The 25,047-nt window shown below is 35.8% G+C and carries 29 protein-coding genes and 1 other annotated feature; of the genes, 18 read left to right on the top strand and 11 right to left on the bottom strand.

Annotation, left to right across the window (positions count from 1 at the left end; genetic code table 11):
• The first annotated feature begins 88 nt into the window (after positions 1 to 88).
• Positions 89 to 1,510, top strand: coding sequence for an NADP-dependent phosphogluconate dehydrogenase (gndA, locus tag lgb_RS07630; protein WP_019335285.1), 1,422 nt, complete (start codon positions 89 to 91; stop codon positions 1,508 to 1,510).
• A gap of 439 nt (positions 1,511 to 1,949) precedes the next feature.
• On the opposite strand, the gene lgb_RS07625 is transcribed toward gndA, so the two are convergent.
• The 4 genes from lgb_RS07625 to lgb_RS07610 form a co-directional block, all read right to left on the bottom strand.
• On the bottom strand, positions 1,950 to 2,879 hold the full coding sequence (locus lgb_RS07625; protein ID WP_019294251.1) for a metal ABC transporter substrate-binding protein: 930 nt from the start codon (positions 2,877 to 2,879) through the stop codon (positions 1,950 to 1,952).
• Positions 2,876 to 3,730, bottom strand: coding sequence for a metal ABC transporter permease (locus lgb_RS07620; protein WP_019294250.1), 855 nt, complete (start codon positions 3,728 to 3,730; stop codon positions 2,876 to 2,878). Before lgb_RS07620 ends, lgb_RS07625 begins: the two co-directional genes overlap by 4 nt.
• A 6-nt stretch (positions 3,731 to 3,736) precedes the next feature.
• The gene (locus lgb_RS07615; protein WP_019294249.1) at positions 3,737 to 4,471 is read right to left on the bottom strand and encodes a metal ABC transporter ATP-binding protein; all 735 of its coding nucleotides are present in this window, start codon (positions 4,469 to 4,471) and stop codon (positions 3,737 to 3,739) included.
• 356 nt (positions 4,472 to 4,827) lie between these two features.
• A complete protein-coding gene (locus lgb_RS07610; protein ID WP_019294248.1) occupies positions 4,828 to 5,760 on the bottom strand; it encodes a dihydroorotate oxidase in 933 nt (310 codons plus the stop codon).
• A 159-nt stretch (positions 5,761 to 5,919) separates the two neighbouring features.
• On the opposite strand from lgb_RS07610, the gene lgb_RS07605 reads away from it, so the two are divergent.
• From lgb_RS07605 to lgb_RS07595, 3 genes are read left to right on the top strand one after another with little or no spacing between them, the layout of a single operon-like run.
• Positions 5,920 to 6,246, top strand: coding sequence for a PadR family transcriptional regulator (locus tag lgb_RS07605; RefSeq protein ID WP_019294247.1), 327 nt, complete (start codon positions 5,920 to 5,922; stop codon positions 6,244 to 6,246).
• Positions 6,246 to 6,605 (top strand): DUF1048 domain-containing protein, encoded by a 360-nt coding sequence (locus tag lgb_RS07600; protein WP_019294246.1) that lies wholly within the window; start codon positions 6,246 to 6,248, stop codon positions 6,603 to 6,605. The genes lgb_RS07605 and lgb_RS07600 overlap by 1 nt, the downstream gene beginning before the upstream one ends.
• A 1-nt stretch (position 6,606) precedes the next feature.
• Positions 6,607 to 6,879, top strand: a complete 273-nt coding sequence (locus lgb_RS07595) for a DUF1048 domain-containing protein (RefSeq protein ID WP_019294245.1) — start codon at positions 6,607 to 6,609, stop codon at positions 6,877 to 6,879.
• 40 nt (positions 6,880 to 6,919) lie between these two features.
• Here the strand turns inward: lgb_RS07595 and lgb_RS07590 are convergent, their stop codons facing one another.
• Both lgb_RS07590 and lgb_RS07585 read right to left on the bottom strand, forming a co-directional pair.
• Positions 6,920 to 7,090 carry a DUF3042 family protein gene (locus tag lgb_RS07590; RefSeq protein ID WP_014025228.1) on the bottom strand — a complete coding sequence of 57 codons (171 nt, stop codon included), beginning with the start codon at positions 7,088 to 7,090 and terminating at the stop codon, positions 6,920 to 6,922.
• A 32-nt stretch (positions 7,091 to 7,122) separates the two neighbouring features.
• Complete coding sequence (locus lgb_RS07585; protein WP_029345891.1) at positions 7,123 to 7,302, bottom strand: DUF3042 family protein; 180 nt, start codon at positions 7,300 to 7,302, stop codon at positions 7,123 to 7,125.
• A 187-nt stretch (positions 7,303 to 7,489) separates the two neighbouring features.
• Here lgb_RS07585 and lgb_RS07580 point away from each other — a divergent pair, with 187 nt between their 5' ends.
• From lgb_RS07580 to lgb_RS07525, 12 genes are all read left to right on the top strand, one after another.
• Entirely contained in the window at positions 7,490 to 8,911 is a 1,422-nt protein-coding gene (locus lgb_RS07580; RefSeq protein ID WP_019294243.1) for a polysaccharide deacetylase family protein, read from the top strand.
• A 133-nt stretch (positions 8,912 to 9,044) separates the two neighbouring features.
• Positions 9,045 to 9,938 carry a tRNA (adenosine(37)-N6)-dimethylallyltransferase MiaA gene (gene miaA, locus lgb_RS07575; RefSeq protein WP_019294242.1) on the top strand — a complete coding sequence of 298 codons (894 nt, stop codon included), beginning with the start codon at positions 9,045 to 9,047 and terminating at the stop codon, positions 9,936 to 9,938.
• The gene (locus lgb_RS07570; protein WP_019294241.1) at positions 9,928 to 10,596 is read left to right on the top strand and encodes a hypothetical protein; all 669 of its coding nucleotides are present in this window, start codon (positions 9,928 to 9,930) and stop codon (positions 10,594 to 10,596) included. The genes miaA and lgb_RS07570 overlap by 11 nt, the downstream gene beginning before the upstream one ends.
• A gap of 48 nt (positions 10,597 to 10,644) precedes the next feature.
• Entirely contained in the window at positions 10,645 to 11,538 is an 894-nt protein-coding gene (locus lgb_RS07565; protein WP_017368540.1) for an SPFH domain-containing protein, read from the top strand.
• A gap of 94 nt (positions 11,539 to 11,632) precedes the next feature.
• On the top strand, positions 11,633 to 12,793 hold the full coding sequence (locus lgb_RS07560) for a family 20 glycosylhydrolase (RefSeq protein ID WP_019294240.1): 1,161 nt from the start codon (positions 11,633 to 11,635) through the stop codon (positions 12,791 to 12,793).
• A 90-nt stretch (positions 12,794 to 12,883) separates the two neighbouring features.
• Positions 12,884 to 13,010, top strand: a sequence feature (ribosomal protein L20 leader region).
• Between the two features lie 52 nt (positions 13,011 to 13,062).
• A complete protein-coding gene (gene infC, locus lgb_RS07555) occupies positions 13,063 to 13,560 on the top strand; it encodes a translation initiation factor IF-3 (RefSeq protein WP_003133065.1) in 498 nt (165 codons plus the stop codon).
• Positions 13,561 to 13,589: 29 nt separating this feature from the next.
• A complete protein-coding gene (gene rpmI / locus lgb_RS07550) occupies positions 13,590 to 13,790 on the top strand; it encodes a 50S ribosomal protein L35 (RefSeq protein ID WP_003133063.1) in 201 nt (66 codons plus the stop codon).
• 254 nt (positions 13,791 to 14,044) lie between these two features.
• Positions 14,045 to 14,404, top strand: a complete 360-nt coding sequence (gene rplT / locus lgb_RS07545) for a 50S ribosomal protein L20 (protein WP_003133061.1) — start codon at positions 14,045 to 14,047, stop codon at positions 14,402 to 14,404.
• A 61-nt stretch (positions 14,405 to 14,465) separates the two neighbouring features.
• Positions 14,466 to 14,951 (top strand): GNAT family N-acetyltransferase, encoded by a 486-nt coding sequence (locus tag lgb_RS07540; RefSeq protein WP_029345890.1) that lies wholly within the window; start codon positions 14,466 to 14,468, stop codon positions 14,949 to 14,951.
• Positions 14,952 to 15,079: 128 nt separating this feature from the next.
• Positions 15,080 to 16,381 carry a surface-displayed alpha-enolase gene (eno, locus tag lgb_RS07535; RefSeq protein WP_003133057.1) on the top strand — a complete coding sequence of 434 codons (1,302 nt, stop codon included), beginning with the start codon at positions 15,080 to 15,082 and terminating at the stop codon, positions 16,379 to 16,381.
• 86 nt (positions 16,382 to 16,467) lie between these two features.
• The gene (locus lgb_RS07530; RefSeq protein WP_003133055.1) at positions 16,468 to 17,403 is read left to right on the top strand and encodes a tyrosine-type recombinase/integrase; all 936 of its coding nucleotides are present in this window, start codon (positions 16,468 to 16,470) and stop codon (positions 17,401 to 17,403) included.
• Positions 17,404 to 17,477: 74 nt separating this feature from the next.
• Positions 17,478 to 17,927 carry a hypothetical protein gene (locus lgb_RS07525; protein WP_233239240.1) on the top strand — a complete coding sequence of 150 codons (450 nt, stop codon included), beginning with the start codon at positions 17,478 to 17,480 and terminating at the stop codon, positions 17,925 to 17,927.
• Positions 17,928 to 18,382: 455 nt separating this feature from the next.
• Here lgb_RS07525 and lgb_RS07515 read toward each other — a convergent pair whose 3' ends face one another.
• The 4 genes from lgb_RS07515 to garQ form a co-directional block, all read right to left on the bottom strand.
• Entirely contained in the window at positions 18,383 to 19,810 is a 1,428-nt protein-coding gene (locus lgb_RS07515) for a bacteriocin secretion accessory protein (protein WP_249663198.1), read from the bottom strand.
• Between the two features lie 9 nt (positions 19,811 to 19,819).
• A complete protein-coding gene (locus lgb_RS07510; RefSeq protein WP_249663197.1) occupies positions 19,820 to 21,967 on the bottom strand; it encodes a peptide cleavage/export ABC transporter in 2,148 nt (715 codons plus the stop codon).
• Positions 21,968 to 22,093: 126 nt separating this feature from the next.
• Positions 22,094 to 22,408 carry a bacteriocin immunity family protein gene (locus lgb_RS07505; RefSeq protein ID WP_003133049.1) on the bottom strand — a complete coding sequence of 105 codons (315 nt, stop codon included), beginning with the start codon at positions 22,406 to 22,408 and terminating at the stop codon, positions 22,094 to 22,096.
• Between the two features lie 23 nt (positions 22,409 to 22,431).
• A complete protein-coding gene (gene garQ / locus lgb_RS07500; RefSeq protein WP_003133047.1) occupies positions 22,432 to 22,644 on the bottom strand; it encodes a class II bacteriocin garvicin Q in 213 nt (70 codons plus the stop codon).
• 321 nt (positions 22,645 to 22,965) lie between these two features.
• On the opposite strand from garQ, the gene lgb_RS07495 reads away from it, so the two are divergent.
• Together lgb_RS07495 and lgb_RS07490 are read left to right on the top strand one after the other, a co-directional pair.
• Complete coding sequence (locus tag lgb_RS07495) at positions 22,966 to 23,583, top strand: recombinase family protein (RefSeq protein WP_003133045.1); 618 nt, start codon at positions 22,966 to 22,968, stop codon at positions 23,581 to 23,583.
• A 32-nt stretch (positions 23,584 to 23,615) separates the two neighbouring features.
• Positions 23,616 to 24,473, top strand: a complete 858-nt coding sequence (locus tag lgb_RS07490; protein ID WP_213439498.1) for a DUF5677 domain-containing protein — start codon at positions 23,616 to 23,618, stop codon at positions 24,471 to 24,473.
• A gap of 191 nt (positions 24,474 to 24,664) precedes the next feature.
• Here the strand turns inward: lgb_RS07490 and lgb_RS10335 are convergent, their stop codons facing one another.
• Positions 24,665 to 24,799 (bottom strand): putative holin-like toxin, encoded by a 135-nt coding sequence (locus tag lgb_RS10335; protein WP_368819573.1) that lies wholly within the window; start codon positions 24,797 to 24,799, stop codon positions 24,665 to 24,667.
• Positions 24,800 to 25,047 lie beyond the last annotated feature (248 nt).

Here is a 25,047-nt window from a genome sequence, read left to right as displayed (position 1 = left end):
GTAAAAATGTTACAGTGTTTATTTGAGCTTTTGTAAAGAAATTGCGTTATAATGGTTTTATCAAAAATAAAAAATCGGAGGATTTACAATGACTCAAGCTAACTTTGGCGTAGTCGGTATGGCCGTAATGGGTAAAAACTTAGCCCTCAATGTTGAATCACGTGGATATACGGTTGCCTTATTTAATCGTACGACTGCAAAAACAGAAGAAGTTGTAGCTGAACATCCAGATAAAAATTTTGTCTTGACAAAAACAATCGAAGAATTCGTAGCTGCGATTGAAAAACCACGCCGTATCATGCTTATGGTACAAGCTGGTCCAGCAACTGATGCGACAATTCAAGCACTTTTACCACATTTGGATAAAGGTGACATCTTAATTGATGGTGGAAATACACATTTCCCAGATACAATGCGTCGTAATGCAGAGCTTGCAGACTCAGGCATTAACTTTATCGGTACAGGTGTTTCAGGTGGTGAAAAGGGTGCTCTTGAAGGTCCTTCAATCATGCCGGGCGGACAAAAAGAAGCATACGATTTGATTGCACCAATCTTTGAACAAATCGCAGGTAAAGCACCTCAAGATGGTAAACCATGTGTGGCTTATATGGGTCCTAATGGTGCAGGTCACTATGTAAAAATGGTCCACAATGGTATCGAGTATGGCGATATGCAACTCATTGCTGAATCTTATGATCTTTTGAAACGTGTACTTGGTCTTGATAATGCTGAAATCCAATCGATCTTTGAAGAATGGAATGAAGGTGAGTTAGACAGCTACCTTATCGAAATCACAAAAGAAGTACTTAAACGTAAAGATGATCAAGGTACAGACGGTTATATCGTGGATAAAATCCTTGATAAAGCCGGTAATAAAGGTACAGGTAAATGGACGTCACAAAGTTCACTTGACTTGGGAGTTCCATTGCCATTGATTACTGAATCAGTGTTTGCCCGTTTCATCTCAACTTATAAAGACGAACGTGTGAAAGCAAGCTCTATCTTATCAGGTCCAGAAGTGAAATTTACAGGCGACAAAGCTGAAATTGTCGAAAAAATCCGTCAAGCGCTCTATTTCTCAAAAATTATGAGCTATGCCCAAGGTTTTGCTCAACTTCGTCAAGCTTCTAAAGAATACGATTGGGATCTTCCTTACGGTACAATCGCTCAAATCTGGCGTGCAGGATGTATCATTCGTGCGGAATTCTTGCAAAACATTACAGATGCTTTTGACAAAGATGCTGACCTTGAAAATCTTCTCTTGGATGAATACTTCATCGATATTACAAAACGTTACCAAGCAGCAGTACGTGATGTTGTAAGCCTTGCTGTTCAAGCAGGTATCCCAGTACCAACATTCACAAGTGCAATCAGCTACTATGATAGCTATCGCTCAGCAAACTTGCCAGCAAACCTTATCCAAGCACAACGTGACTACTTTGGTGCGCACACATACGAACGTACAGACATGGATGGAATTTTCCACTATGACTGGTATACAGAAGACTAAGAGGGAAAACCTTGCTGAGCTAAAGCTCAGTCTTCGTTCACAAGCTCACTACGCTGTCCACTTTTTCTAAGTGCTAAAGCACTAAGACAAGTGGCACTTCGGTGCGCACACATATGAACGTACAGACATGGATGGAATTTTCCACTATGACTGGTATACAGAAGACTAAGAGGGAAAACCTTGCTGAGCTAAAGCTCAGTCTTCGTTCACAAGCTCACTACGCTGTCCACTTTTTCTAAGTGCTAAAGCACTAAGACAAGTGGCACTTCGGTGCGCACACATATGAACGTACTGACATGGATGGAATTTTCCACTATGACTGGTATACGGAAGATTAAGAGGGAAAACCTCGCTGAGCTAAAGTTCATGTTTTGAAAAAACGAATCAAAAAACTACCAAGACATTGGTAGTTTTTTTGATATTCTTAAGAAAATGACGATTACTTACCACTCAACCCATCGGTAATATGCTCAATATTCCATTGGAGCATATCGTAGTAGGTATCCCCTTTCTGACCTTCGTCAGCAAGAGAGTCAGTAAAAATTTTTGAGTAGATTTTTACACCAGTTTGTCTAGAGACAGATTCCATTGTTTTTGGTGAAACGCTGGTTTCCACAAAGAGTGCTTTGACATTTTTGTCTTTGACAATCGTGTTAATGCGGTTGAGTTGGGCTGGTGTACCTTGGTTATCCGTATTGATTTCCCAGATATATTCAGCTGTCAGGCCATATTGTTTTGAGAAATATTTAAAAGCACCTTCGCTGGTCACTAAGATTCGGTCTTCCTGCGGAATGGTTGCAATCTTAGCTTTTGCTTCTGTGTCCAGTTGTTGCAATTTATCCGTGTATACTTTGAGATTTTTTTGATAATCTTCTTTATTCTGGGGATCTTTCTTTGAAAGCTCTTTTTCGATATTTTGGGCATAGATAATGCCATTTTGAATATTAAGCCAAGCATGCGGATCTTCTTCGCTTTCTTTGCCTTTTTCACTTAAGTGAATGGGAGTAACACCTTGACTAACCATAAAGGTTGAATCTTCTTTACGACTATTTTTAATCAGTTTATCAAACCAACCTTTTCCAGTTTCCAAATTGAGGCCATTGTAAAAGACAAGGTCGGCTTTTTCAACAGCTTGAGTGTCATTGGGTTTCGGATCGTACTGATGGGGATCAGTGCCACGTGGAACCATGCTATAAACATCAACATGGTCTTTTCCGATATTTTCAGCAATATCGGCAATGATGGAGTAGGTGGTTACAACCTTAAGTGTGTCTGATGCCTTACTTTCTTCTTTTTTGGGCGAGCATGCTGTAAGAAATAAAAGAAGTGAGGCTAAAATGGTAATCAAAGAGAGTTGTTTGCGGTTCATGATTGAGGTCCTTTCTTAGGATAGCGGATAAATCCGTTGCGAGGGCTGAGGAAGAAGGAGAGGGCAAAGGTGAGTGCTCCAACGATTACAATAGTTGCGCTTGTTGGCAAATCATATTGGAAACTGATAATAACGCCCAAAACACCAAAGAGTACACCTAAAATAGAAGACATCGCAATCATATGTGGCAATTTATTGACCCACAGATAAGAGATTGATGCAGGTATGATAAGCATCGCAACTACAAGTACAATCCCGACTTGTGATAAAGCAGAAATTGTAAAAAGCGTCAGCAAAATCATCAGTAAATAGTGATAAAAAGTATTGTTTAAACCATAGGCTTTAGACATAGTTGGATCAAAGGAAGTAATCAGCAGCTCCTTGAAGAAGAGTTTGACTACCAGAACAACAGCAACCAATAAAGCGAAAGACTGAACAAGTTCGTGTGGTGTAACAGCAAGGATATTTCCAAAAAGTATATGATTAAGATCCGCACCACTTTCAGCTTTTGTAATTAATATGATTCCTAGAGCAAAGAAGCTACTCAGAATAATACCAATCGAAGCATCTGTCTTCAAATTACTATGTTTGATGATAAATTGAATCAGAATTGCACCTAAAATCCCAGATACTGTTGCCCCAATCAAAACATTTATCCCTAGCATATAAGAGATTGCAACACCTGGTAAGACCGCATGAGATAAAGCATCGCCCATAAGAGAAAGACGTCTCAAAACGATAAAGCTCCCTAAAATTCCGGAGATAATCCCTAACAAAATGGAAGCGATAAAAGCACTCAGCATGGTTACAGTAAGGCCGGTTACATCTGAAAGAAAAAATAAAATATCCACTGTGACTTAGCCCTCGCTTTCCTTGATGATGATATCGCCTAGGGCTTCACCGTAAGCTTTTTGAAGATTTTCATTAGTGAAACATTGGGCTGTATAATCAGCGCCAATCAGTTTTTTATTAAGAATAATCAGATAATCAAAATACGCTTTAACATTATGAAGATTGTGGTGAACGATGATAATCGTTTTACCGTTCTGTCGTAACTCTTCAAGTATGTTAATAATGATTTTTTCGCTCATCATATCGATACCAACGAAAGGTTCATCTAAAAAGTAATAGTCAGCTTCTTGCGTCAACGCACGAGCGATGAAAACACGTTGCAATTGTCCACCGGACAAAGCGCTTAGCTGGCGATCTTTAAAATCATCCAACCCAAGTTTATAAAGTGCATGTTCGGCTTTTTGTCTTTCTTTTTTACGGGGCTTTTGAAAGAGCTTTAAGTTTGGATATGTACCTGTCAAAACCGTATCAAAGACCGTGATTGGAAAACTGAGATCAATCTCACTACGTTGTGCAACATAGGCAATCTTTCTCTTGAAATTCTTGAGTGGAGTTTCATTGATGGTAACAGAACCGGATTTGGTTGGGATCATCTCTAAGATACTTTTCATCAAAGTTGACTTGCCCGCACCGTTAGGTCCAATAACTCCTGTACAGGAGCCTTCAGGTATGTGTAGTGAAATATTTTCTAAGGCAAGGTTGCCTTTATACTCGACGGATAAATTTGAAATTTTTAACATTATTTCCCTTGTTTTTAAAGTTCACAGTGAGCTACTGTTGGCGCCCAAGATTTAGTTTGGTGTCGATAGCGTGATTTGAGTTTTGAAAATTTGGGTATATAAAAATAAACTTCATACTGAGGTAGTGTGAAAGGTATGTAGCTTAACATTTCTTTCTATAAATTTTGTTTTCTTCCTGCTCTGTCTTAGCATAAAATGGAAGGGCATAAATTCTAAAAAGTAAAAAGAATTTCTTGTATGAAGTGTTAAATACTATTTTACAGCACATACTAAATAAAGTCAAGTTATTTATAGGGTACCCTATAAATAACTTGAAAAAGAAAAACTAAGGCTTTACCTTAGTTTAATTTTTTATATTAAAGACTTTTGAGTTTACCACGGAATTCATCAATAGATTGGTAGCCTTTTTTGTCCATGATTTCTTGAAGTTCTCTAATGATTCTTGGGAAAATCTCTGGCCCTTCTTTGTGGAGGGCGGTCCCAATTTGGAGCATGCTTGCACCACAGAGAAGATGTTCAAATGCATCTTGTCCTGTTTCGATACCGCCTGTTCCGATGATTTGTATTTCTGGTTTAAGACGCGTGTAGAAGGCACGTACGTTGGCTAAAGCTGTTGGTTTGATGTATTGGCCACCAAGACCACCAAAGCCATCTTTAGGTTTAATTACAACAGATTCCTCTTCCGTATCGATATAGAGGGCATTTCCGACACTATTGACAGAGTTGACGTAAGTGAGGGGAAACTTGTTAAGAATATCAGCCATTTGATCGAAATGTGCCAAGTCAAAATATGGAGGAAGCTTTACACCCAAAGGTTTCTTGAAGAAAGCAAATACTTTTTCTAACAGTTGCTCTGTTGCTTGGAAATCATAGGCTAATTGAGGTTTACCGGGCACATTTGGACATGAGAGGTTAAGTTCAGTTATACCTGAAAATGCACTCTTTTGTATACGATCCAGCATTTCAAGGTTCTCTTCTGGGCTCATACCAGCAATGGAGAAAAAGGTTGTCTTATCTTGATTTTGTTGTACTTCCAAAACATAATCTAAGTAATAGTCGAAACCTAGATTAGGAAGACCCATAGAGTTAATGCTCCCTAAAGCTAAGTCTACATAACGAGGAGAAGGATTTCCTTCTCTCTTTTCCAAGGTACAGCTTTTAGTGATATAAGCTCCAGCATCAGATTTTTCTAATTCTTGCAGATCCTCGATAGTCATACAATGTACACCAGATGCATTCATAAAAGGATTGGCAAATTTAGTGTGAGCAAAAGTTGTTTCTTGTTTCAAGTCTCTAAAACCTCTTTCATAATTTTTACTATTCTACCATGATTAGATGAGAAATCAAATGATAAAGCTTAAATAGCATAAAAAAAGTATTTTACTTTGTTATATCACTAATATGTGTTACTATATAGTTGTACTAAGTAATACATATTAGAGGTTGTAATGGAAAATAATACGGAAATGCTTAAAGGTGTTTTAGAAGGTTGTGTCTTGCAAATCATCAGCCAAGGTGAAACATATGGTTACGCCATCACACAGCAATTAAAAGAATTAGGATTTACAAATGTAGCAGAAGGCACAGTTTACACGATAACTTCTCGCCTTGAACGACAAAACTTACTGGAAACGGAAAAAAAAGCCTCAGAGAAAGGTCCATCACGTAAGTTTTTTAAGTTGAATACTGCAGGAAAAGAGGAACTAGCAGCTTTTTGGTCACGTTGGGATTTCATCTCAGAAAAACTTTCTGAGATAAGAAGTAAGGAGAAATGATGAATTTTTGGGAGAGAATAACAGGAAAAGATATGACTGTGGCAAGGGCAGATTTTTCAGAAAGAGTGAAACGTCTGCCGGAGAGTTACCAACGCATATGGGCAGAGCTTGATGGAGAAATCCAAAGATATAGTGATTTAACAGGGCGAAATCTGATCCCCATCATGAGTAGCTTACTTGAATTTTTTGAAGAAACAGCATTTGACAATGAAGATGTATCGGCTGTGATTGGTGAAGATAAGGAAGCCTTTGTTGCGGAACTGTTCGATCAACGGCGACCTATCCCCAATAAATCCTACCGAGACAAATGCCGTGAGCAACTTAATCAAAATGTAGCAAAAAAATTAGGGAGACAATAGAATGAAACTCAAGGAAATCATCGAAGGAAAAAAAGAGTGGTACACTCTGCAAAATGCAGTGAAAAAACTGCCGAAAGATTATAGTATTGTTTATAAGGAGATTCAGAGATACTATTTTAAGATTGGTGTATCTGATCTTCAGGTTTTTGAAGAATTGCTTACAATTTTTGAAGACGGTGTGAAGCGTAATCAAGTTGTACTTGATGTTACAGGAAAAGACGTTGCCGCTTTTAGTGATAGCTTGCTTGATCAAGAAGAGAATTTTGACAAATAAAAAAATGCGTTCTACCTCTAAGTAGTACGCATTTTTTTAATTAATGAGCAATACGTTTACGGTTTGCTTTTTTACGACTTTCTTGTGCAAACTCCCATTTGTGTTCAATCGGGTCAACAACACGTTTTTTGTAGATTGCGCCTGCAGTGAACAAAGCAGCAAGAGTGACAATGTTACCGGCAACGAAACCAGTGATGAGATTTTTATTCATAGGTAGACCTCCAAAAGTAATTTTAGTAAGTTTTAGCGCGCAAGTCGTTTGCGTTTTGCGCGTTTTTGATTTTCAGCAAAAGCGTCTTCTTTAAAGGTAGGACGCATTTCCGCATCAATTAATCCTTTATGTTTAGCAACCATTACCGCAGTACCGGCAACCGTTATTTCAATGGCTTTACCTATTAGGTAGCCTTTAAGATATTTATTCATGCTTTCCTCCTTATAGTCTACAATAATCTTACACTTTGATAAACTTATAAAGTTATTATAACATTTGTAAGGCTCTATCCCCAATATTTTAAGCTTCTTTTCCTAGAAAGTATACTAAATATTTGAAAGTGTCAAAAATTATTGTTATCTTAACAGTAGAGATAATATAGGAGAAAAAGAGGCAATCATGAAGAAGAAATGGCTGAAAGCAGGAAGTGTCTTACTCGCGCTTACGATCGTTTTTGGAGTAGCCAGCCTACTGGTAAGAATAACAGAAAAAGAAAACAAGAAAACTTCCGAAAATACTTATATTCGAAGTACAGCGTCTAAAGGAGTAGGTATTGAAACGAAGGAGGAAGATCAAGGCTATCATATCTTGATGAATTATCCCAAGACAAAAAATAAAGTGATTAATCAAAAGTTGGAAGAATTTTCCAATAAAGAACTATCTTCTTTTAAAAACTGTACACCAGAAAAGGATACGGCTGAGAAAGGTTCGTTGTTTCAATCCTTTGAAGCTTATGAGTTTTCCCCAGATATCGTAAGTTTCAAATTTAATGTGATGCGCAGAAGCAATGCGCATGTCCAAGCCGAAAACCAAGTCATCACTAAAACTTATAATTTGAAAGAAAATAAGGAATTACAGCTTGCTGATTTATTTAAGGACAAGGCAGATCTCAGCAGTGTCGCGCAAAATATTTATGAGAAAATGGTGAAGCTCAAAGAGAATTCAAACCAGAGAACTAAGCAGGTGTTAAGCGAGGGCTTACAGCCGATGGAGAAAAATTTTAATGCCTTTATCTTGGATAATAAATATCTGGATTTCTTTTTGAGACCTGGTCAAGTCAACAGTAGCACAAACTTATATACGAAAGTTTCAGTGCCCCTGAGTGAGTTAGGAGAGATAGTCAAACCGCAGATTCTAGTGGGAAATTTAAAAGAAGAAGCGCAACACTCGAAAATAAAAATTCCTTCTGGCCAACAGGTGCAAAGTAAAGCGCTGGCTCATAAGAAATTAGTGGCTTTAACTTTTGATGATGGACCAGATCCACAGACGACACCACGCTTGCTTTCCATTTTAAAGAAGGCAAATGTCCCTGCGACATTTTTCGTACTCGGAAATCGTCTTGAACTGTGTCCAGAATTAGTTAAAAAGGAACATGCTTTAGGAAATCAAGTGGGATCGCATACTTATAATCACGAGAATCTGCCACAGCTTTCAGCAAAACAAGCCCAAGATGAAATCAAAAAAACTTCAGATTTGATGCAGAAGACAGTGGGGATTCGTCCTCAAGGTTTACGTCCTCCTTACGGTGCCACAACACCTCAAATTAATAAAATAGCACAAACTCCGATTATTCAGTGGAGTGTGGATTCTTTAGATTGGGAAAGTAAAAATGTGGATCAGATTGAACAAGTTGTCATGAATGAAGTTTATGATGGCTCCATTATCCTCATGCATGATATTTATGATACATCTGTCGATGGAGCAGCAAGAGTTATTCAAAAGTTAAAAAATCAAGGCTACACATTCGTCACAGTCAATCAACTCATACAAGCACGGGGCAAACTTGAAAATTCTCATGTTTATTATAATGCAACACAATAAATGAAATCCTCATGTGTAAGATGAGGATTTTTATATGGTAAAAGAGTCACTAAACGGAAAAATGTTATAATAAAAGAATGTATCTTCATACACAGGACAAAAGAAATAAGAAAAAAATAATAGAAAATAATATATGAAAAAAAATAAAGTAATTGTTGTGGTCGGACCAACAGCTGTAGGTAAAACAGCTTTGGGAATTCAGCTGGCCCAAGTTTTTGATGGTGAGATTATTTCAGGTGACTCGCAACAAGTATATCGTGGCCTCGATATTGGTACAGCCAAGGCAAGCTTGGAAGAACAGGCCGCAGCAGTGCATCATTTAATTGATGTACGAGATGTAAATGAGAATTATTCTGCCTTTGACTTTGTTCAAGAAGCTACCGTTTGTATAGAACAAATTATTTCTCGCGGTAAGCTTCCAATTATTGTCGGTGGAACGGGACTTTATATTCAGAGTCTAGTTGAGGGCTATCACCTGGGAGGGCAAGAAAATCATGAGGCAATGATGGAGCTGCGTCGAAGATTAGAGGAACTTTCTGATGAAGAGTTATTTGCGCGTGTTCCCCAAAATATTCCTGAGCTAAATCGGAGAAGAGCAATACGTTTTCTTGAGCTGGAAGCTTTTGGTACAGGTGAAAATCGAGTGTCTGACTATGAGTTTTGTCTCCTCGGTCTGAATGCTGAAAGAGCAACACTCTATGATCGAATCAATCATCGGGTAGACGGTATGTTGGAGCAAGGCTTGCTTGAAGAAGCACAAACTTTATTTGAAAAATACCCAGAGGTTCAAGCTGCAAAAGGAATTGGCTATAAGGAGTTTTTTCCTTATTTCTCAGGAGAAATCTCACTTGAAGAGTCAGTAGAACTTGTAAAAAGAAATTCACGAAGATATGCTAAACGTCAATTGACTTGGTTCCGCAACCGGATGAATGTCAATTTTTATGATGTCTTTGCTGAAGATTATCCAGAAAATGCTATAATATGTGCAAGAGAATTTTTAAATATGGAGGAAAAAAGTGAAAAATAAGGAATATATTGATTTAGGTTTGAAATACGGAGGCTACATGGCTCAAGATCGTGCCTTTTTGGAAAATCGTTTAGCAAATTTAGACGATGAAAAGGAGAAAATGCTGTTGGTTACTCCGCCATCAAGTGTAATCAATGCTTATTTTGCAGAGCTTTATCAAAAACGTTCTCCACAAGATGCTACAGACTATTTCTTTGAGTTATCACGTGATTTGGAGATGTTTCAGGACCAGCCAAATTTTCATCTTGAAGGAAAAGAAGGCACAGAAAATTTCCGCTTTATGCGCTTAAATCTATCAGGTAAATCTTTTGGTTTTTGCTACCGCAATGCCCAGGAAGAAGCAGTTGTCTTTAGTGAGTTTCCCCTGAAGATGACGGCTCAAGTCATTTATGAAGTCGCACAAATTTTTCCACATTATGTTTTGAAACAAGAAGGCGATTATATCATTATGAGAAAAGCGAATTTTGAAGGTCAATTCACTGATGCACAGGAACTATCAGATTTGACAACGGCTGATGAAAATGAGGACTATATTCGTTTGACGGGCTATAATTTTGAGGATTTGGTGCTTCAAGCTGAAAAAATTCGTTATATTCACCCTCTCTTGTATCAAGCAGAGCAAAATAAGTGCTACATGTACATTTCTAAAGGACTTTGATTGGAATATTCTAAAAATTAAAGTATAATTAAAAGAAAGGAGAGTTTTATGTTAACAGTTTCACTTATTATTACCGTGCTCGTTATTATTATCATTTTGGCGAGTGCAGGAACATTGTTTTATGTTATTAAACAACAAACGGTTGCAATCATCGAACGGTTTGGGAAGTATCAAACGACCTCTTCGGCTGGCTTCCATGTGAAATTACCTTGGGGAATTGATCGTGTTGCGGCACGGATTCAACTTCGTCTTTTGCAAAACGAAATGACCGTTGAAACAAAAACAAAAGATAATGTTTTTGTGACCATGAATATCGCAACACAATACCGTGTCAATGAAGAAAATATTAAAGATGCTTACTATAAACTGATGAACCCTTCTGAGCAAATTCAAGCCTACATTGAGGATGCGCTTCGATCTGCTGTGCCTAAGTTGACTTTGGATGAAGTTTTCGAGAAAAAAGATGAAATCGCTCTGGAAGTACAGCATCAAGTTGCAGAGGAAATGACAACATACGGTTATATTATTGTTAAAACATTGATTACACGTGTAGAACCTGATGCCGAAGTTAAGCAATCGATGAATGAAATTAATGCCGCGCAACGTAAACAAGATGCATCGCAAATGCTTGCAAATGCAGAAAAAATAAAAATCGTTACTTCGGCCGAAGCCGAAGCGGAGAAAGATCGCTTACGTGGTGTGGGTATTGCTGAACAACGTAAAGCTATTGTTGACGGACTCGCTCAACAAATTATTGAAATTAAAAATACTGGGGCAAGTTTAACAGAGGACCAGATTATGTCTATTCTTTTAACCAACCAATACCTTGATACGCTTAATCAATTTGCTGATGCCGGAAATTCTACAATCTTCCTTCCAGCCAGTGCAGATGGTATAGAAGACATGCGTACACAAATTTTGAGCGCATTGAAAGCAAAATAAAAAGTCGTCTTCGGACGCTTTTTTATTGGGGTTTTTGTTGTTCTATTTTCATTTTTTTATAATTTTTATATAGTTGGATAAGGAAAAGGTGTCTATGAATAATAGAAAAGTCTTCAGTGTATGTGCGGTAGTAGGGATAGTTGTATTTTTAATGACGATGATAAATCAAACAGAAGTAAAAGCGGAAAAAAATTTAACTCAAATACTACCAGAAAAAGGAATTGCTTTAGATATTTCCCGTAAGTTTTATAAAGCAGAAGTTATCAAACAATTCATAGATGATTTAAGCAACTATCCTAATAGTTTTCTCCAGTTACACATGTCTGATAATCAAAATTTAGCTGTGGAGATGGCTGCGGTCGGTCAAACAACAGATAAAAATGCGGTTTATCAAGACGGACAATGGTTAAATACACAAACCAAACGGCCATTTCTTTCGAAAAATGATGTGATGGATTTGGTCTCCTATGCCCGATCAAAGAACGTTGTTTTAATTCCAGAGATAGAAGCCCCGGCTCATATACAAGCTATCCTCGAGCTTTTAAAGATCAATGATCCTAAGCGGTATGAGGCTATTAAATTACCTGATGGAGCGCCAGAACAGTTTAATATGATTGATTACACAAAAGTAGAAGCTATTGATTTTGTCCAAGAGATGTTAGCAGAATACACGCCACTTTTTGCTGGGCAAGCGAAAGCTTATTTTCATATCGGCGTTGATGAAATTGACTGGTTGCCTGTAGAATCAAATAGGAACTTGGTGAACTATGTGAATACTTTGGATAATTTTTTAAAACATCAAGGTTATACTACAAGGATGTGGAATGATCGAGTGGCTAAGGCAGATCTTGCGGACTATAATAAAGATATCCAGATTACTTATTGGTCACAAATTGGTGGTTGGGATATTAATAGCACTGATGAGCGCGCAAGTACCGGCCGACAATATACGGCAAGCGCTCAAGAACTTTTAGATGCAGGTTTCCAGCTTTTAAATTACAATGCTTATTATACCTATTTCTTGCCGGGACAGCGGATGTGGCAGCCAGAAAGTTATGCCTATACGATTAACGATTTGGTTGCAAATTGGGATCTTTCAAAATTTGAGCTGAACAGTGGAAAACAAGTAAATTCAACAGAAAACGTTATAGGTTCAGCACTTACTTTTTGGGGTGAAGAAGCTGGAGATTATACAAATAGTCAAATCCAACAAAAAATGCAAAGTTTTGTGCAGCCTTATTTAAAAAAAGAATGAACAAAGATGCAAAAAATAAGTAATTTTGAAGATTAAGTGAAAAAACAAAATTATTGTTGACATAAGAAATATTTGTGGTATAATAGAGAAGTTGAAAAGCAGAAGCACCCGCTTCTCGCCTGAGTGGTAATAGCCCTGGGCAACAAAATGGAATTATTCACAAAACGAATGTTTTCATTAGCGGGGCGCATTATGCGTTCCGCTTTTGTTTTTCTAAAAAATTTTTTAGAAGGAGAATAGACATAGCAAAGCAAGACAACAGAAAACCTTTGATGAACGGTCAAATCCGTTCACGCGAAGTACGTCTTATCGGTGCTGAAGGCGAACAGCTTGGTGTTACACCTACAGCTGTTGCACTTACTCAGGCCGAGGACCTTAACATGGATTTGGTTTTGATTTCAAATCAAGAACCACCAGTTGCCAAAATCATGGATTACACTAAATTCATGTTTGAGCAAAAGAAAAAGCAAAAAGAAGCTAAGAAGAAACAGGCAACTGTTACTTTGAAAGAAGTTCGTTTGAGTCCAGTTATTGATAAAAATGACTTCAATACAAAACTTCGTCAAGCAACTAAGTTCCTTGAAAAAGGAGACAAAGTTAAAGTTTCGATTCGCTTTAAAGGTCGTATGATTACTCACCAAGATGTGGGTCGTCAAGTAATGGATGAATTTGCTGAAGCAGTGAAAGACATCGCTGTAGTAGAGCAAAAAGCCAAAATGGATGGTCGTCAAATGTTCTTACAATTGGCACCAATCAAAAAGAACTAAGTTCTTATTATTAACCAAGGAGAATTAAAATGCCAAAACAAAAAACTCACCGCGCATCAGCTAAACGTTTCAAACGTACTGGTAATGGCGGTCTTAAACGCTTCCGCGCTTACACTTCACACCGTATGCACGGTAAAACTGTAAAACAACGTCGTCAACTCCGTAAAGGCCGTATGGTTTCAGCAGGTGACTTCAAACGTATCCGTCGTATGGTTGCGAACATGCGTTAATAACAGTCCTGTGGACTGTTATGCATGAGAGCAATTGACGCGTAGGCGGAAGCCGTACAAGGAAGAACATGCGTTAATAACAGTCCTGTGGACTGTTATGCATGAGAGCAATTACTCTCCCCAGTAACATTTCACGACTGATTAACTCATAAGCATTACATAAGACTTATAGGATTTCACTCGAAATCAATCAACCATTTAAATTAACTGTCGATGACAGGATAAAAATTTTCTAAGAAACAAGGAGAACACACATGGCACGTGTTAAAAATAGCGTTGCAACTCGCAAACGCCGTAAACGTATTTTAAAACTCGCTAAAGGTTACTACGGTTCTAAACACCGTCTTTTCAAGACAGCTAAAGAACAAGTAATGAACTCATACTACTACGCATTCCGCGATCGTCGTCAAAAGAAACGCGACTTCCGTAAATTGTGGATTGCACGTATCAATGCAGCTGCTCGTATGAATGGACTTTCATACAGCAAAATGATGCACGGTTTGAAATTGGCTGAAATCGAAATCAACCGTAAAATGCTTGCTGATATCGCTATTGCTGACGCAGCTGCTTTCACAGCTCTTGCTGAAGAAGCTAAAAAAGCATTGGCTAAATAATTTTAAAAACTTCCTTTTGGAAGTTTTTTTGTTTATAAAATTGAAAGTAATCTGTTATACTATGGCTATGAAGTTAATCGCTTACAATGATACCTACAAACAAGCAGTTATTGATTTGATACTTTCTATTCAGAAGGAAGAATTTGGAGTTGCTGTTGATTTGGCAGATCAACCCGACTTGCAAGATATTCATGCATATTACAGCCAATTTTGGCTTGCTGTTGATGAAGAGAAGGGAGTTGTTGGGACACTTGGTATCGTCAAATTTAATGCACGACAAGCTGTTCTGAAAAAGATGTTTGTCAATGTTGAATACAGAGGGAAGTCTGTTGCACAGCTTCTTTTGGATAATTTGTTTGAATACTGTCGCATAGAGAATATCAAAGAAATTTATCTTGGAACTGTTAAACAATTCAAAGCGGCACATCGTTTTTATGAAAAAAATGGCTTTCTATCTATCAATGAAAAAATACTGCCTGAACACATGCCAAGAATGGAGGTGGACACGATATTTTATAAAAAAAATATCACAGAAATAAAAAGGTGAAATGTAACCGCATACCTTGTATAAAAAGCCTTTTAGCTTGTTTTTCACTTGAAATAAGGGCGGAAAAATAGTAAAATCATAGTGTATTAAAAAGTGCAGAAAGCACTTAAAACAATAAGGAGATAAAAATGTCAATTATTACTGATGTTTATGCTCGCGAAGTCCTTGACTCACGCGGTAACCCAACAATCGAAGTTGAAGTTTACACTGAAGACGGTGCATTCGGACGCGGTATGGTACCTTCAGGTGCTTCAACTGGTGAACACGAAGCTGTTGAACTCCGTGACGGTGACAAATCTCGTTACCTCGGTCTTGGTACTCAAAAAGCTGTTGACAACGTAAACAACGTAATCGCTGAAGCTATCATCGGCTACGAAGTTACTGAACAACAAGCTATCGACCGTGCAATGATCGCTCTTGACGGTACAGAAAACAAAGGTAAATTGGGCGCTAACGCTATCCTTGGTGTTTCTATCGCTGTTGCTCGTGCAGCTGCTGATGAACTTGGTGTTCCACTTTACAACTACCTTGGCGGATTCAACGCTAAAGTATTGCCAACTCCAATGATGAACATCATCAATGGTGGTTCTCACTCAGACGCTCCAATCGCTTTCCAAGAATTCATGATCGTACCAGTTGGTGCACCTACATTCAAAGAAGCGCTTCGTTGGGGTGCTGAAATCTTCCACGCATTGAAGAAAATCCTTAAAGCTCGTGGTCTTGAAACTTCAGTTGGTGACGAAGGTGGATTTGCTCCACGTTTCGAAGGTACTGAAGATGGTGTAGAAACTATCCTTAAAGCTATCGAAGCTGCTGGCTACGAAGCTGGCGAAAACGGCGTTATGATCGGTTTCGACTGTGCTTCTTCAGAATTCTACGAAGACGGCGTTTACAACTACGCTAAATTCGAAGGTGAAGGTGGTGCTAAACGTACTGCTGCAGAACAAATCGATTACCTTGAAGAATTGGTTAACAAATACCCAATCATCACTATCGAAGACGGTATGGACGAAAACGACTGGGATGGTTGGAAAGCCCTCACAGAACGTTTGGGTAACAAAGTTCAACTCGTTGGTGACGACTTCTTCGTTACAAACACTTCTTACTTGGCACGTGGTATCAAAGAAGAAGCTGCGAACGCTATCTTGATCAAAGTTAACCAAATCGGTACTTTGACTGAAACATTTGAAGCAATCGAAATGGCTAAAGAAGCTGGTTACACAGCTATCGTTTCTCACCGTTCAGGTGAAACTGAAGATTCAACAATCTCAGATATCGCCGTTGCTACAAATGCTGGCCAAATCAAAACTGGTTCACTTTCACGTACAGACCGTATGGCTAAATACAACCAATTGCTTCGTATCGAAGACCAATTGGGTGAAGTTGCCGTTTACAAAGGTCTTAACGCATTCTACAACCTTAAAAAATAAGGTTTAGATGGTTCTATTTAGTAAAATATTACCTTGATAGATGTCTCTCTTATGTTTAAATACAAACATAAGGGGGGCATTTTTTTGTGCAACTAGAACAATTGGTTAAAGAATACTTACTAGAACTTAAGCTAGAGAATTATTCTAAAAGGACTATAGAAACTTATAGGCAACACATAAATAAGTTTATAAGCTTTTACAAAGAGGAAATAGATACTGATTTAGATATTGATAATATATCTAAAATTCACTACAAACTATTTATCTCACAGCTTTTAGATAGCTCTCTGAGAGCTACGTACATCAATGCTATACTCAAATCAAACAAAGCATTATGGAATTACCTTGTACTTGAAAGAGTGCTTAAAACAAGTCCTATGGACTCTGTAAAGCTACTTAAAGAGGATAAACAAACATTAACTACATTCAATGACAATGAAATAAAGAGTATGTTAAATGTTTGGAAAATGGGCACTTATTTAGGCGCTAGGAATAAAGCTATAATAGCTGTTTTAGCTGATACAGGAATAAGGGTAAGCGAACTACTAACTATCAAAAATTGTGACTTAAATGAACAGTATATAAAGGTTTTAGGAAAAGGTAGTAAGTGGCGAGTAGTTCCAGTTTCATATGAATTAAACTATATATTAACCAAGTACAAGAGAATCAGAGACAGCCATTTTTATACAATGAGAAATAGAAATGGTAGAGCTAGAAAATTAGATGATAACCTGTTTTTAAGCAAGACAGGACAGCGTATAAAGACAGTGGCTAACATTGAGTTAATGATTACTCAAACAGGCTTAAAAGCCAATGTGAGAGGCTCTGTGAGGTGCTCACCGCATACCTTTAGACACTATTATACAGTCAAGAATGTTCAACTAGGACAAGATGTATTTACTATTAGTAAGTTACTAGGGCACAGTAATTTATCAATTACTCAAACATATATACAGTCTCTAACTAATGAACAATTAATTACTAAGGCATTGAAATTTAGCCCACTGACAAACCTTGAATAGAAATTCATTATTTGCTATACTTGAAGCGAATGAACAAAGTTGCATATTCATTTTAATTTTTTTAGAAGAGATTTATGAAAAAGGTTGCAATTATTGGAATGATTGTTTTATGTGGAATATCGCTGAGTGCTTGTTCTAAGAACAAAGACACAGCTGGTACAAAAGAAAGTACTACACAAAGTACGGAACAAAATACTGAACCAGAAAGAACTTTAACTGTAGATGAAAATGTAACGACAAACAATCTTGGATTTTTCAATGTTGAGGGGCAAACAGAACCTAACTCAGAATATACAGTTGAGGCAAGTAATATCATCTCTGATTATGATACGATTCATAAAGTTGGAACATCAGATGATTATGGGGAGATTTTAGAGGGATTCCGTTTAAGTGATGATGTTATAGGCGGCACTATCTATATCACAGTTAATGATGGTGCAGATAAGGAAATTAAAAAAGAAGTAACAGTTACTCATAGCTATGAATCATATATGAGAATTAAAAGAGTAAAAGATGAACAATAAATATTGTATTTAAAAACAAACAGTTCTTACTTATATGATTGGTTTATCTAACAATATTAACTCATTAAGACGTGAGTACAATACTATGACTCATAAAGAGTTAGATAGTATCTATATAAATACCAATAGTAATATATTTTCAGTAGACACTAGTTTTAGAGAACAAGTGGGTATTGACGTATAGAAGGAAAGATTTTTTCAAGTACACGACTCGTCACAGGTTATTTTCCGATCGATTTAATAAAAGGCTATCATCCATCACAGAAGCTCTTTGAAGCAGAAGAAGCTGTCCAATTATGACCACAAATAAAAATAATGTCCGAGAAAGAATTTATTGAACTTATAGCTCAAATTTTTCAACTTCTTTCAAAAGGAATATAAATTATTTTGCAATGACTATAAAATAGCACTCTCTAAAATACAGAGAGTGCTGTTCTTACTTTATGTCTTCGAGTTTAATTCAACGAATCTTGTCCTTTTATTTTATCTAAATAATAGTTAAAATAAGTCTTTTGACCAGTAACTACTACAAATTTACCTTCTAAACCATATCGAATATAAGAGAGGTCTCTTTCATTCAAGGTAACGAGTGCAGAAACCTTATAACTATTGCCTTCCTTTAAAGCTGTTGGCGCGCTATCAATTTGTTTAATAGTTCCCGTTAATATTTCTAGCTTAGGAAGGTTTTGTTGAACAGTAAAGCGAGCTCTTTGTCCTAACTTGATACCAGATATTTGAGTACTTGGAATATAAGAGGTTAAATAAACTTGAGATTTAGCTTTTAATGCGGGATAAATTTGAGCGAGTGGAGTGCCTACTTGGAATGTTTTATTTTCTAGAACATTAGGTAAAACATGCAAAATGCCCTCCTTTTCCGCAAAAATTGCATTGTATTGATTGGCTTGTTTTTGTAAGCTAATTTTACCACCTATTTCGGTGAGTGTACTATTTATATCAGATAGTTCTTTATTTGCAGCAGTTAGAGCTTGTGTTTTAAGAGCGAGGAGTTGGCTCTTTTGACTTTGATCATAGCTATTGCTTGAGCTTAAACTACTTTTTTGTACTTCTAAAGTTTGTATTTGATTTTTTAAATTATCAATATTTGAAGAGATGTTGGATATAAATTGAGCTTTTAAAGCTTCTTTTTGTTGAGTGATATCTGCTTTAGAGGAAGCTTCTGTTTTTTCTTGATTTTTCATGCTCTCTTCAAGAACTTTTCGTTGTTCAAGGTAGCTATTATACTGGGCTATATAAGGGTTATTTGAGGATACAGAGCTATTTGTAGATGCTGCATTTTGGATATCAATATAAGCATTAATTTGAGTGTTAACATTAGAAATTTGTGTAGTAATAGCCGACTTCTGATTCTCAATGCTGTTGTTCTGATCGTCTACAACTTGGTTAGACTTTTGTATGCTTTCTCTTAAGCTCTCTGCTTGAGCTTTATATGTTTCGAATGTTTTTTCATAGCCGTAAGAATCTGTATTAGGGAATTGATTGGTATCTGAGTGAAGACTATTCAAAAGAAGTTGAAGTTGTTCTTTTTTATTTAAAAACTCTTGCTTCTGATCCATTAAGGTTGTGATTTGCGTGCTGTCCGAGTCATTATTATATTTTATAAGTAAGCTATTAGATTGAACTGATTTGCCTTCTACGAGATGATTCTCAATAATAGGTGTATTACTTGTCGACTGGATATTAGAAATAATTTTTTTGGGGGCAATACTTGCAATATTAGTGACAATCAATTCTTTTTTTGCAAAGAAAGAAAAAACAAACAATCCAATAAAAAGAAGAGCTACTGGAAATATAAGAAGTACCGAGAAATTTTTATATCTCTTTTCATAGAGTTCTGAACTCTCTAATAAACGTTTATCAAACACGTGAACCTCCTATTGATTATAAATTTGTGCATAAAAACCATTTTTAGAAAGCAGTTCTAAATGACTCCCTTCTTCCATAATTTTTCCCTGATCAATAACAATAATCCTGTCGCTCTTTTCCGCGATAGACAGACGATGGGCAATAAAAATAATGGTTTTATCTAACTTAAATAGATTTTTCAAAATTTTTTTCTCGGTAATTACATCCAGATTACTTGTTGCTTCATCAAAAATAAGAATCTTCGCGGGAGAAAGTAAGGCACGAGCCAATGCGATTCTTTGTTTTTGCCCTCCAGAGAGAGTTGTAGCATCACTAGATAGTTCTGTTTGATAGCCCAATTGAAGCTGTTCAATGTCGGAACGAATTTCTGCAGCTTCAACAGCTTGGAAAATTTCTTCCTGAGAAAGATCCTCACTTGCTCCTAAGATTAAGTTCTCTAGTACTGTTCCTGTAAAGATATACGGTTGTTGGGGAAGATAGCTGACAATACTTCTCAATTGGTGCTTATCCATTTGTTTTATATCTATCCCCCCAAGAATGATAGTCCCTTGTGTAGGTTCGAAAAAATTAACCAACAATTTGACTAGGGTACTTTTACCTGAGCCACTCATTCCGACAATTGTTAATTTTTCATTTTCTTTTATATTAAGTGACATATTAGAGAGAATGTCTCTACCAAAACCATAGTGGTAAGATATACCTATCAACTGCATCTCAAAATTTGAAAGAATAACTTCATCTGTATTTGTATCAAATTCACTGTCTACCAAGTAAACTTCATTTAAACGATGGTTAGCTACTTTAGCGGATTGAAGTTTAGTTTGTAAGTTGATGATATTAGAGAGAGGAGTCATAAAATATGAAAGTAAGGCATTGAAAGTAATCAATTGACCTAAGGTGATTTTTTGGCTCATCACGAGGGTGGCTCCATACCACAAGATAAGAACATTTAAAACAAGTTGTAATCCTGATTTCAAGGCAGTTTGAAAAGCTTCGGATTTTTGACGCGTGAATGATTTTTTCATGTAGTCCGCAAATTCACGGTCTATTTTTTGATAGCGAATCTCTTCACTCCCAAGAGATTTTATGGTTTCAATTCCATTGATATCTTCAATAATTGATGAATTTAAAATAGAATTTGCTTGCATGACTTCATTATTTTGTTTTTCAAATAAAGGAATAAAAATAAAAATGATAAGAACATAAAGTGGAATGGAAAACAAGACAAGGAAGAATAAGCTCATGTTTTGAAGTCCTAAAACAAGCCCTGTCAGAATGACAATCGTGACATCTAAGAAAAGAGATAAGATGGCAGAAGCAAGGGCATCAATAATTGAATTAGCGTCAGAGAAACGACTGGTAATTTCTCCCGTTCTTCGTGTAGAAAAAAAGGACATAGGAAGTTGAAAAATATGACGGATATAGGAAAGGATAACATCAATGGCTAAACGTTGTCCAAGTATTGTAAGTAAGAAAGTTTGAGCAAAATTAAGGAATTGCTGGATGAGATAGGTTGCCATTAATCCGAGAGAAACAATGCTTAAAGTCTTCATTAAAGCATTAGGCACATATTCGTCAATAATATTCTGAAGATAATAAGAGCCGATAATATTAATTAAAGTGACCAAAAGAGAAGCAATAATAATCTGAAAAACAAGCAACTTTTGCTTTGCGAGTATGGGTATAAAAGAAAACAAAGACTCGGATTTTTCTTTCACTGGTTTATAAGAAGGTTGAGGAGCAATAAATAAAGTTACACCTGTCCATTCAGAATAAAACTGGTCCCAAGTCATTTTCCGAATTTTAACCGTGGGATCTGGATCTGCAATAATGATATGTTTTTTATTGGAGGATTTAACCACATAATAGTGAGGGTATTTCTTTTCTTTAACCACATGAACAATAAATGGATAAGGAAGTTTCTTTGTATCAAATAGAGTTGGATCTGCACGAAAGGCTTGAACGCTGAACTTTAAATGTTCCGCGGCTTTTTTTATACCTAAAGCAGAAGTGCCTTCTATCGTTGTACCAGCAAGTAAACGTATTGAAGCTAAGGATTGTTCTGTACCATAAGTTTTTAAAACCATGGAAAGAGCAGCACACCCACAATCTCTTTCGTCCACTTGTGACGTATAATATTTCTTTTTAAAACGCATAATTTCTTCCTGTTTTTTTGATTCACTAACTTTTAAGATAAATCGTTGACAATATAAAAGATGAGAATATATTTCTCATCTTTTATAATTTAAAAAGTGAAATGATGAAGATAATTTGTAATATAATCAGTCTAAGTAACTATTGTTAACCAACATAGAACCTCTATTTAAACCAATTGGGGCAATACTTGTAATAATAGGGCCAAGTTTTTTATAAAAAGAAGAAGCATCAATAGATAATCCATTTTTCATTGCTTCTTTTTGCATGCTTGAAGATACCTTATTTAACACTGCCAGTAAATACTTTCCATTTTCCACATCTTTTTTGGCTAGTAATCCAATTTTTCTCTCTCTATCTGTGATATTTTCGCTTAAAACAAAATCATATAATAAGTTTAAAAAAACTTGCTCATCTCGTTTAATTTTTTTAGAAGTAAACATGAAATATCTCGTTTCTATTAAGATTAATGTTGGGGACCAAAACCAGCCCCAGCGCTTCCCCAGCCGTTTGAGATAACTCCAAAGACTGCACTAACGGGATCCTTTGTAACTCGATATACATATTTCCCATTTACTCTCGTTAAATAACCATTAGCCCCGTTCATTAGATGGTATTCTCCACCATCAATTTTTTGTAGTTCTTCATCTGAAAGGACTGTGTAATTGTTGTTTTCCATATTTTTTCTCCTTATTCTAAAATATTCAAACACTTTTACTTAAACAAATATATTATACTACTTTGTGTTTTTGATAACAATTAAGAAAAGGTTAAGTTAACGTTGAATTATTATTACTAATAATATTCAGAACATAGATATTTTTTAATTCCTTAAATATGCTTTGTAAAAACATAAAATTATGATTTGTCGGGTACTACTTTTTATAAGAAAAGTAAATTTTAAGTCTACTTATAATTTATTTTGAGAAATGGTATAATAGCAGTAAAAACACGAGTAAATTTTACATGTAAATTATATCTTTTAAAAAAAGGAATTTTTATGGCAAATATTGGATACATTCAAGTCTCTTCACAAGACCAAAATTTAGACCGTCAATTAGAGATGATGTCTGAACAAAACATCGATAAACTTTTCCAAGAAAAAATCAGCGGAAAAGATACTCAACGCCCAGAATTTCAAAAATTATTGAAGTATATCCGTGAAGGTGACCAGGTCATCGTCACCTCTCTTGATCGACTAGGTCGTGATTATGATGATATAAAAAATACAGTTGCCTTTATGAAGCAGAAAAATGTCGACTTGAAAATATTAGATGCACAGTTTTTAGATTTTAACACAGGGAGTGAACTTCTCGACAACGCAATGTTTGATATGTTTTTATCTCTTCTAAGTTACATCGCACAGAATGAACGTGAAAAAATACGAGAACGGCAACGTCAAGGTGTACTCTTAGCGAAACAAGCAGGACGATATAAGGGACGACCAACAGAATACTCTCTTAACTCCCCAGATCCTCAAAAAAAGTTAGTTTATAAAACAGTAGTGGATATGCTAAAAGCAGAAGTTCCAGTTGCGGAAATTGCAAAAGAGAATGGCCTTTCACGACCTACAGTTTACAAAATAAAAAAAACAATGAATTTAGATGATAAAGATTAAATTCAAAACAAGGAATGGGAGAATATATAAACATGGAGAGAAATATTTTTGATTATACCAAGCTATCTGAATTAACTAAAAGAAGAATAAGGCGATTTTCAACAACAAAAAAAGAAGATGCTCCTGACTCCCTTCTTCTGATTTTATTGGGTAATATGAATGAACGTCTTAACACAATGTTTTATTTAATGAATAATAATATTTATGATGGGGTATATCCATTGCAACGAACTTTTTTTGAAATGTTTATTGCTTATCAGTCAATGCTAAATTCCGATGAAAAAGAAAAGTTTATTTTGTTTTATGTTGTCAAGGAACGCTACGAAACATCATTTAAGTGGTCTAAGTTAATTTCCGCTGATAATTCTTTCAGTAATTTACTAGAGTCATGGGAAAAAGATATTGTTGAAAGAGAGAGAGACGACCAGAAAAATAATTTAAAAAATATCAAACAACAATCGAAAATGAACAACAGCAAATTATGGTTCGAATTAGCAAGTGGTAAATCTTTTAAAGACCTATCAGATGAATTTTCTATTAATGAAGATTATTATTTTTGTTATGATGAACCTTCTAATTGGGTTCATTCTCAACGTGTAGATAAAAATATTGATGAATTTTCTTTTAATGGAAAAATTTCCTCAGAATATAATTTATATATTTACATTGGTTTATTAAGATCAGTGTATATGATGTATAATTCTGTCTGTGATTTTGCAGAGTATAAGGGAGTTATAAGAAGTGGACTTTTATCAAAATATTATGATAAATTTTCCGTATTTGAAAATCAACTACTCAGTTTTATTAAGCCTCAATTTTCCGATATTGAATTAACAAATGAAGAAAAGATAAAATTAAGGAAGCTACTAGAAAATGGTAATGCACTATAATTCCATAATCAAATATGATTTGCATACAGAACAATATTAATCATCTATATTGACATAAGGTAACGTAACGTGACATTATATAAGTAAAGAAAAAAGAGCTTGCTACTAACAAACTTCATAGAGACCGTTTAAGACGGTTGACAAGTTACTTATCTAAAAGTAGAACCGCACTCTGCCAAAAGTTAGCGGTTCTATTTTTTTATGCTCTTTACAATTACAATAATGAGATTGAGCAACGTAACGACGAAACTTGCAAATGAAATTAGCAAAGTTAAACTATCTGAAACACTCAAAAATCTAGTCTTTCTAGTTTGATAGGGAAACACCTATACTCATAGGCAACAGCCCTCTTTCTACTAAATTAAACTGTCTTTTCTATAATTAAGATATTTATTAATAAACAGGAAAATAATAATTTCTTCAAGATCTATCTTCTTCTAGAAATATCCGACATCCGCTACGCTACTGTCTAGATATTTCTAAGTGAGTTGCTAGATATTCCAGCAAGCTGTAATATCCGCAACATCACATTGAAGTTTGTTTGTTTTTATTGTCACAACGGAGTACAACTTAA

This window comes from Lactococcus petauri, from assembly GCF_023499275.1.
Taxonomy (GTDB): Bacteria; Bacillota; Bacilli; order Lactobacillales; family Streptococcaceae; genus Lactococcus; species Lactococcus petauri.
This window is presented reverse-complemented; position numbering and strand designations above follow the sequence as displayed.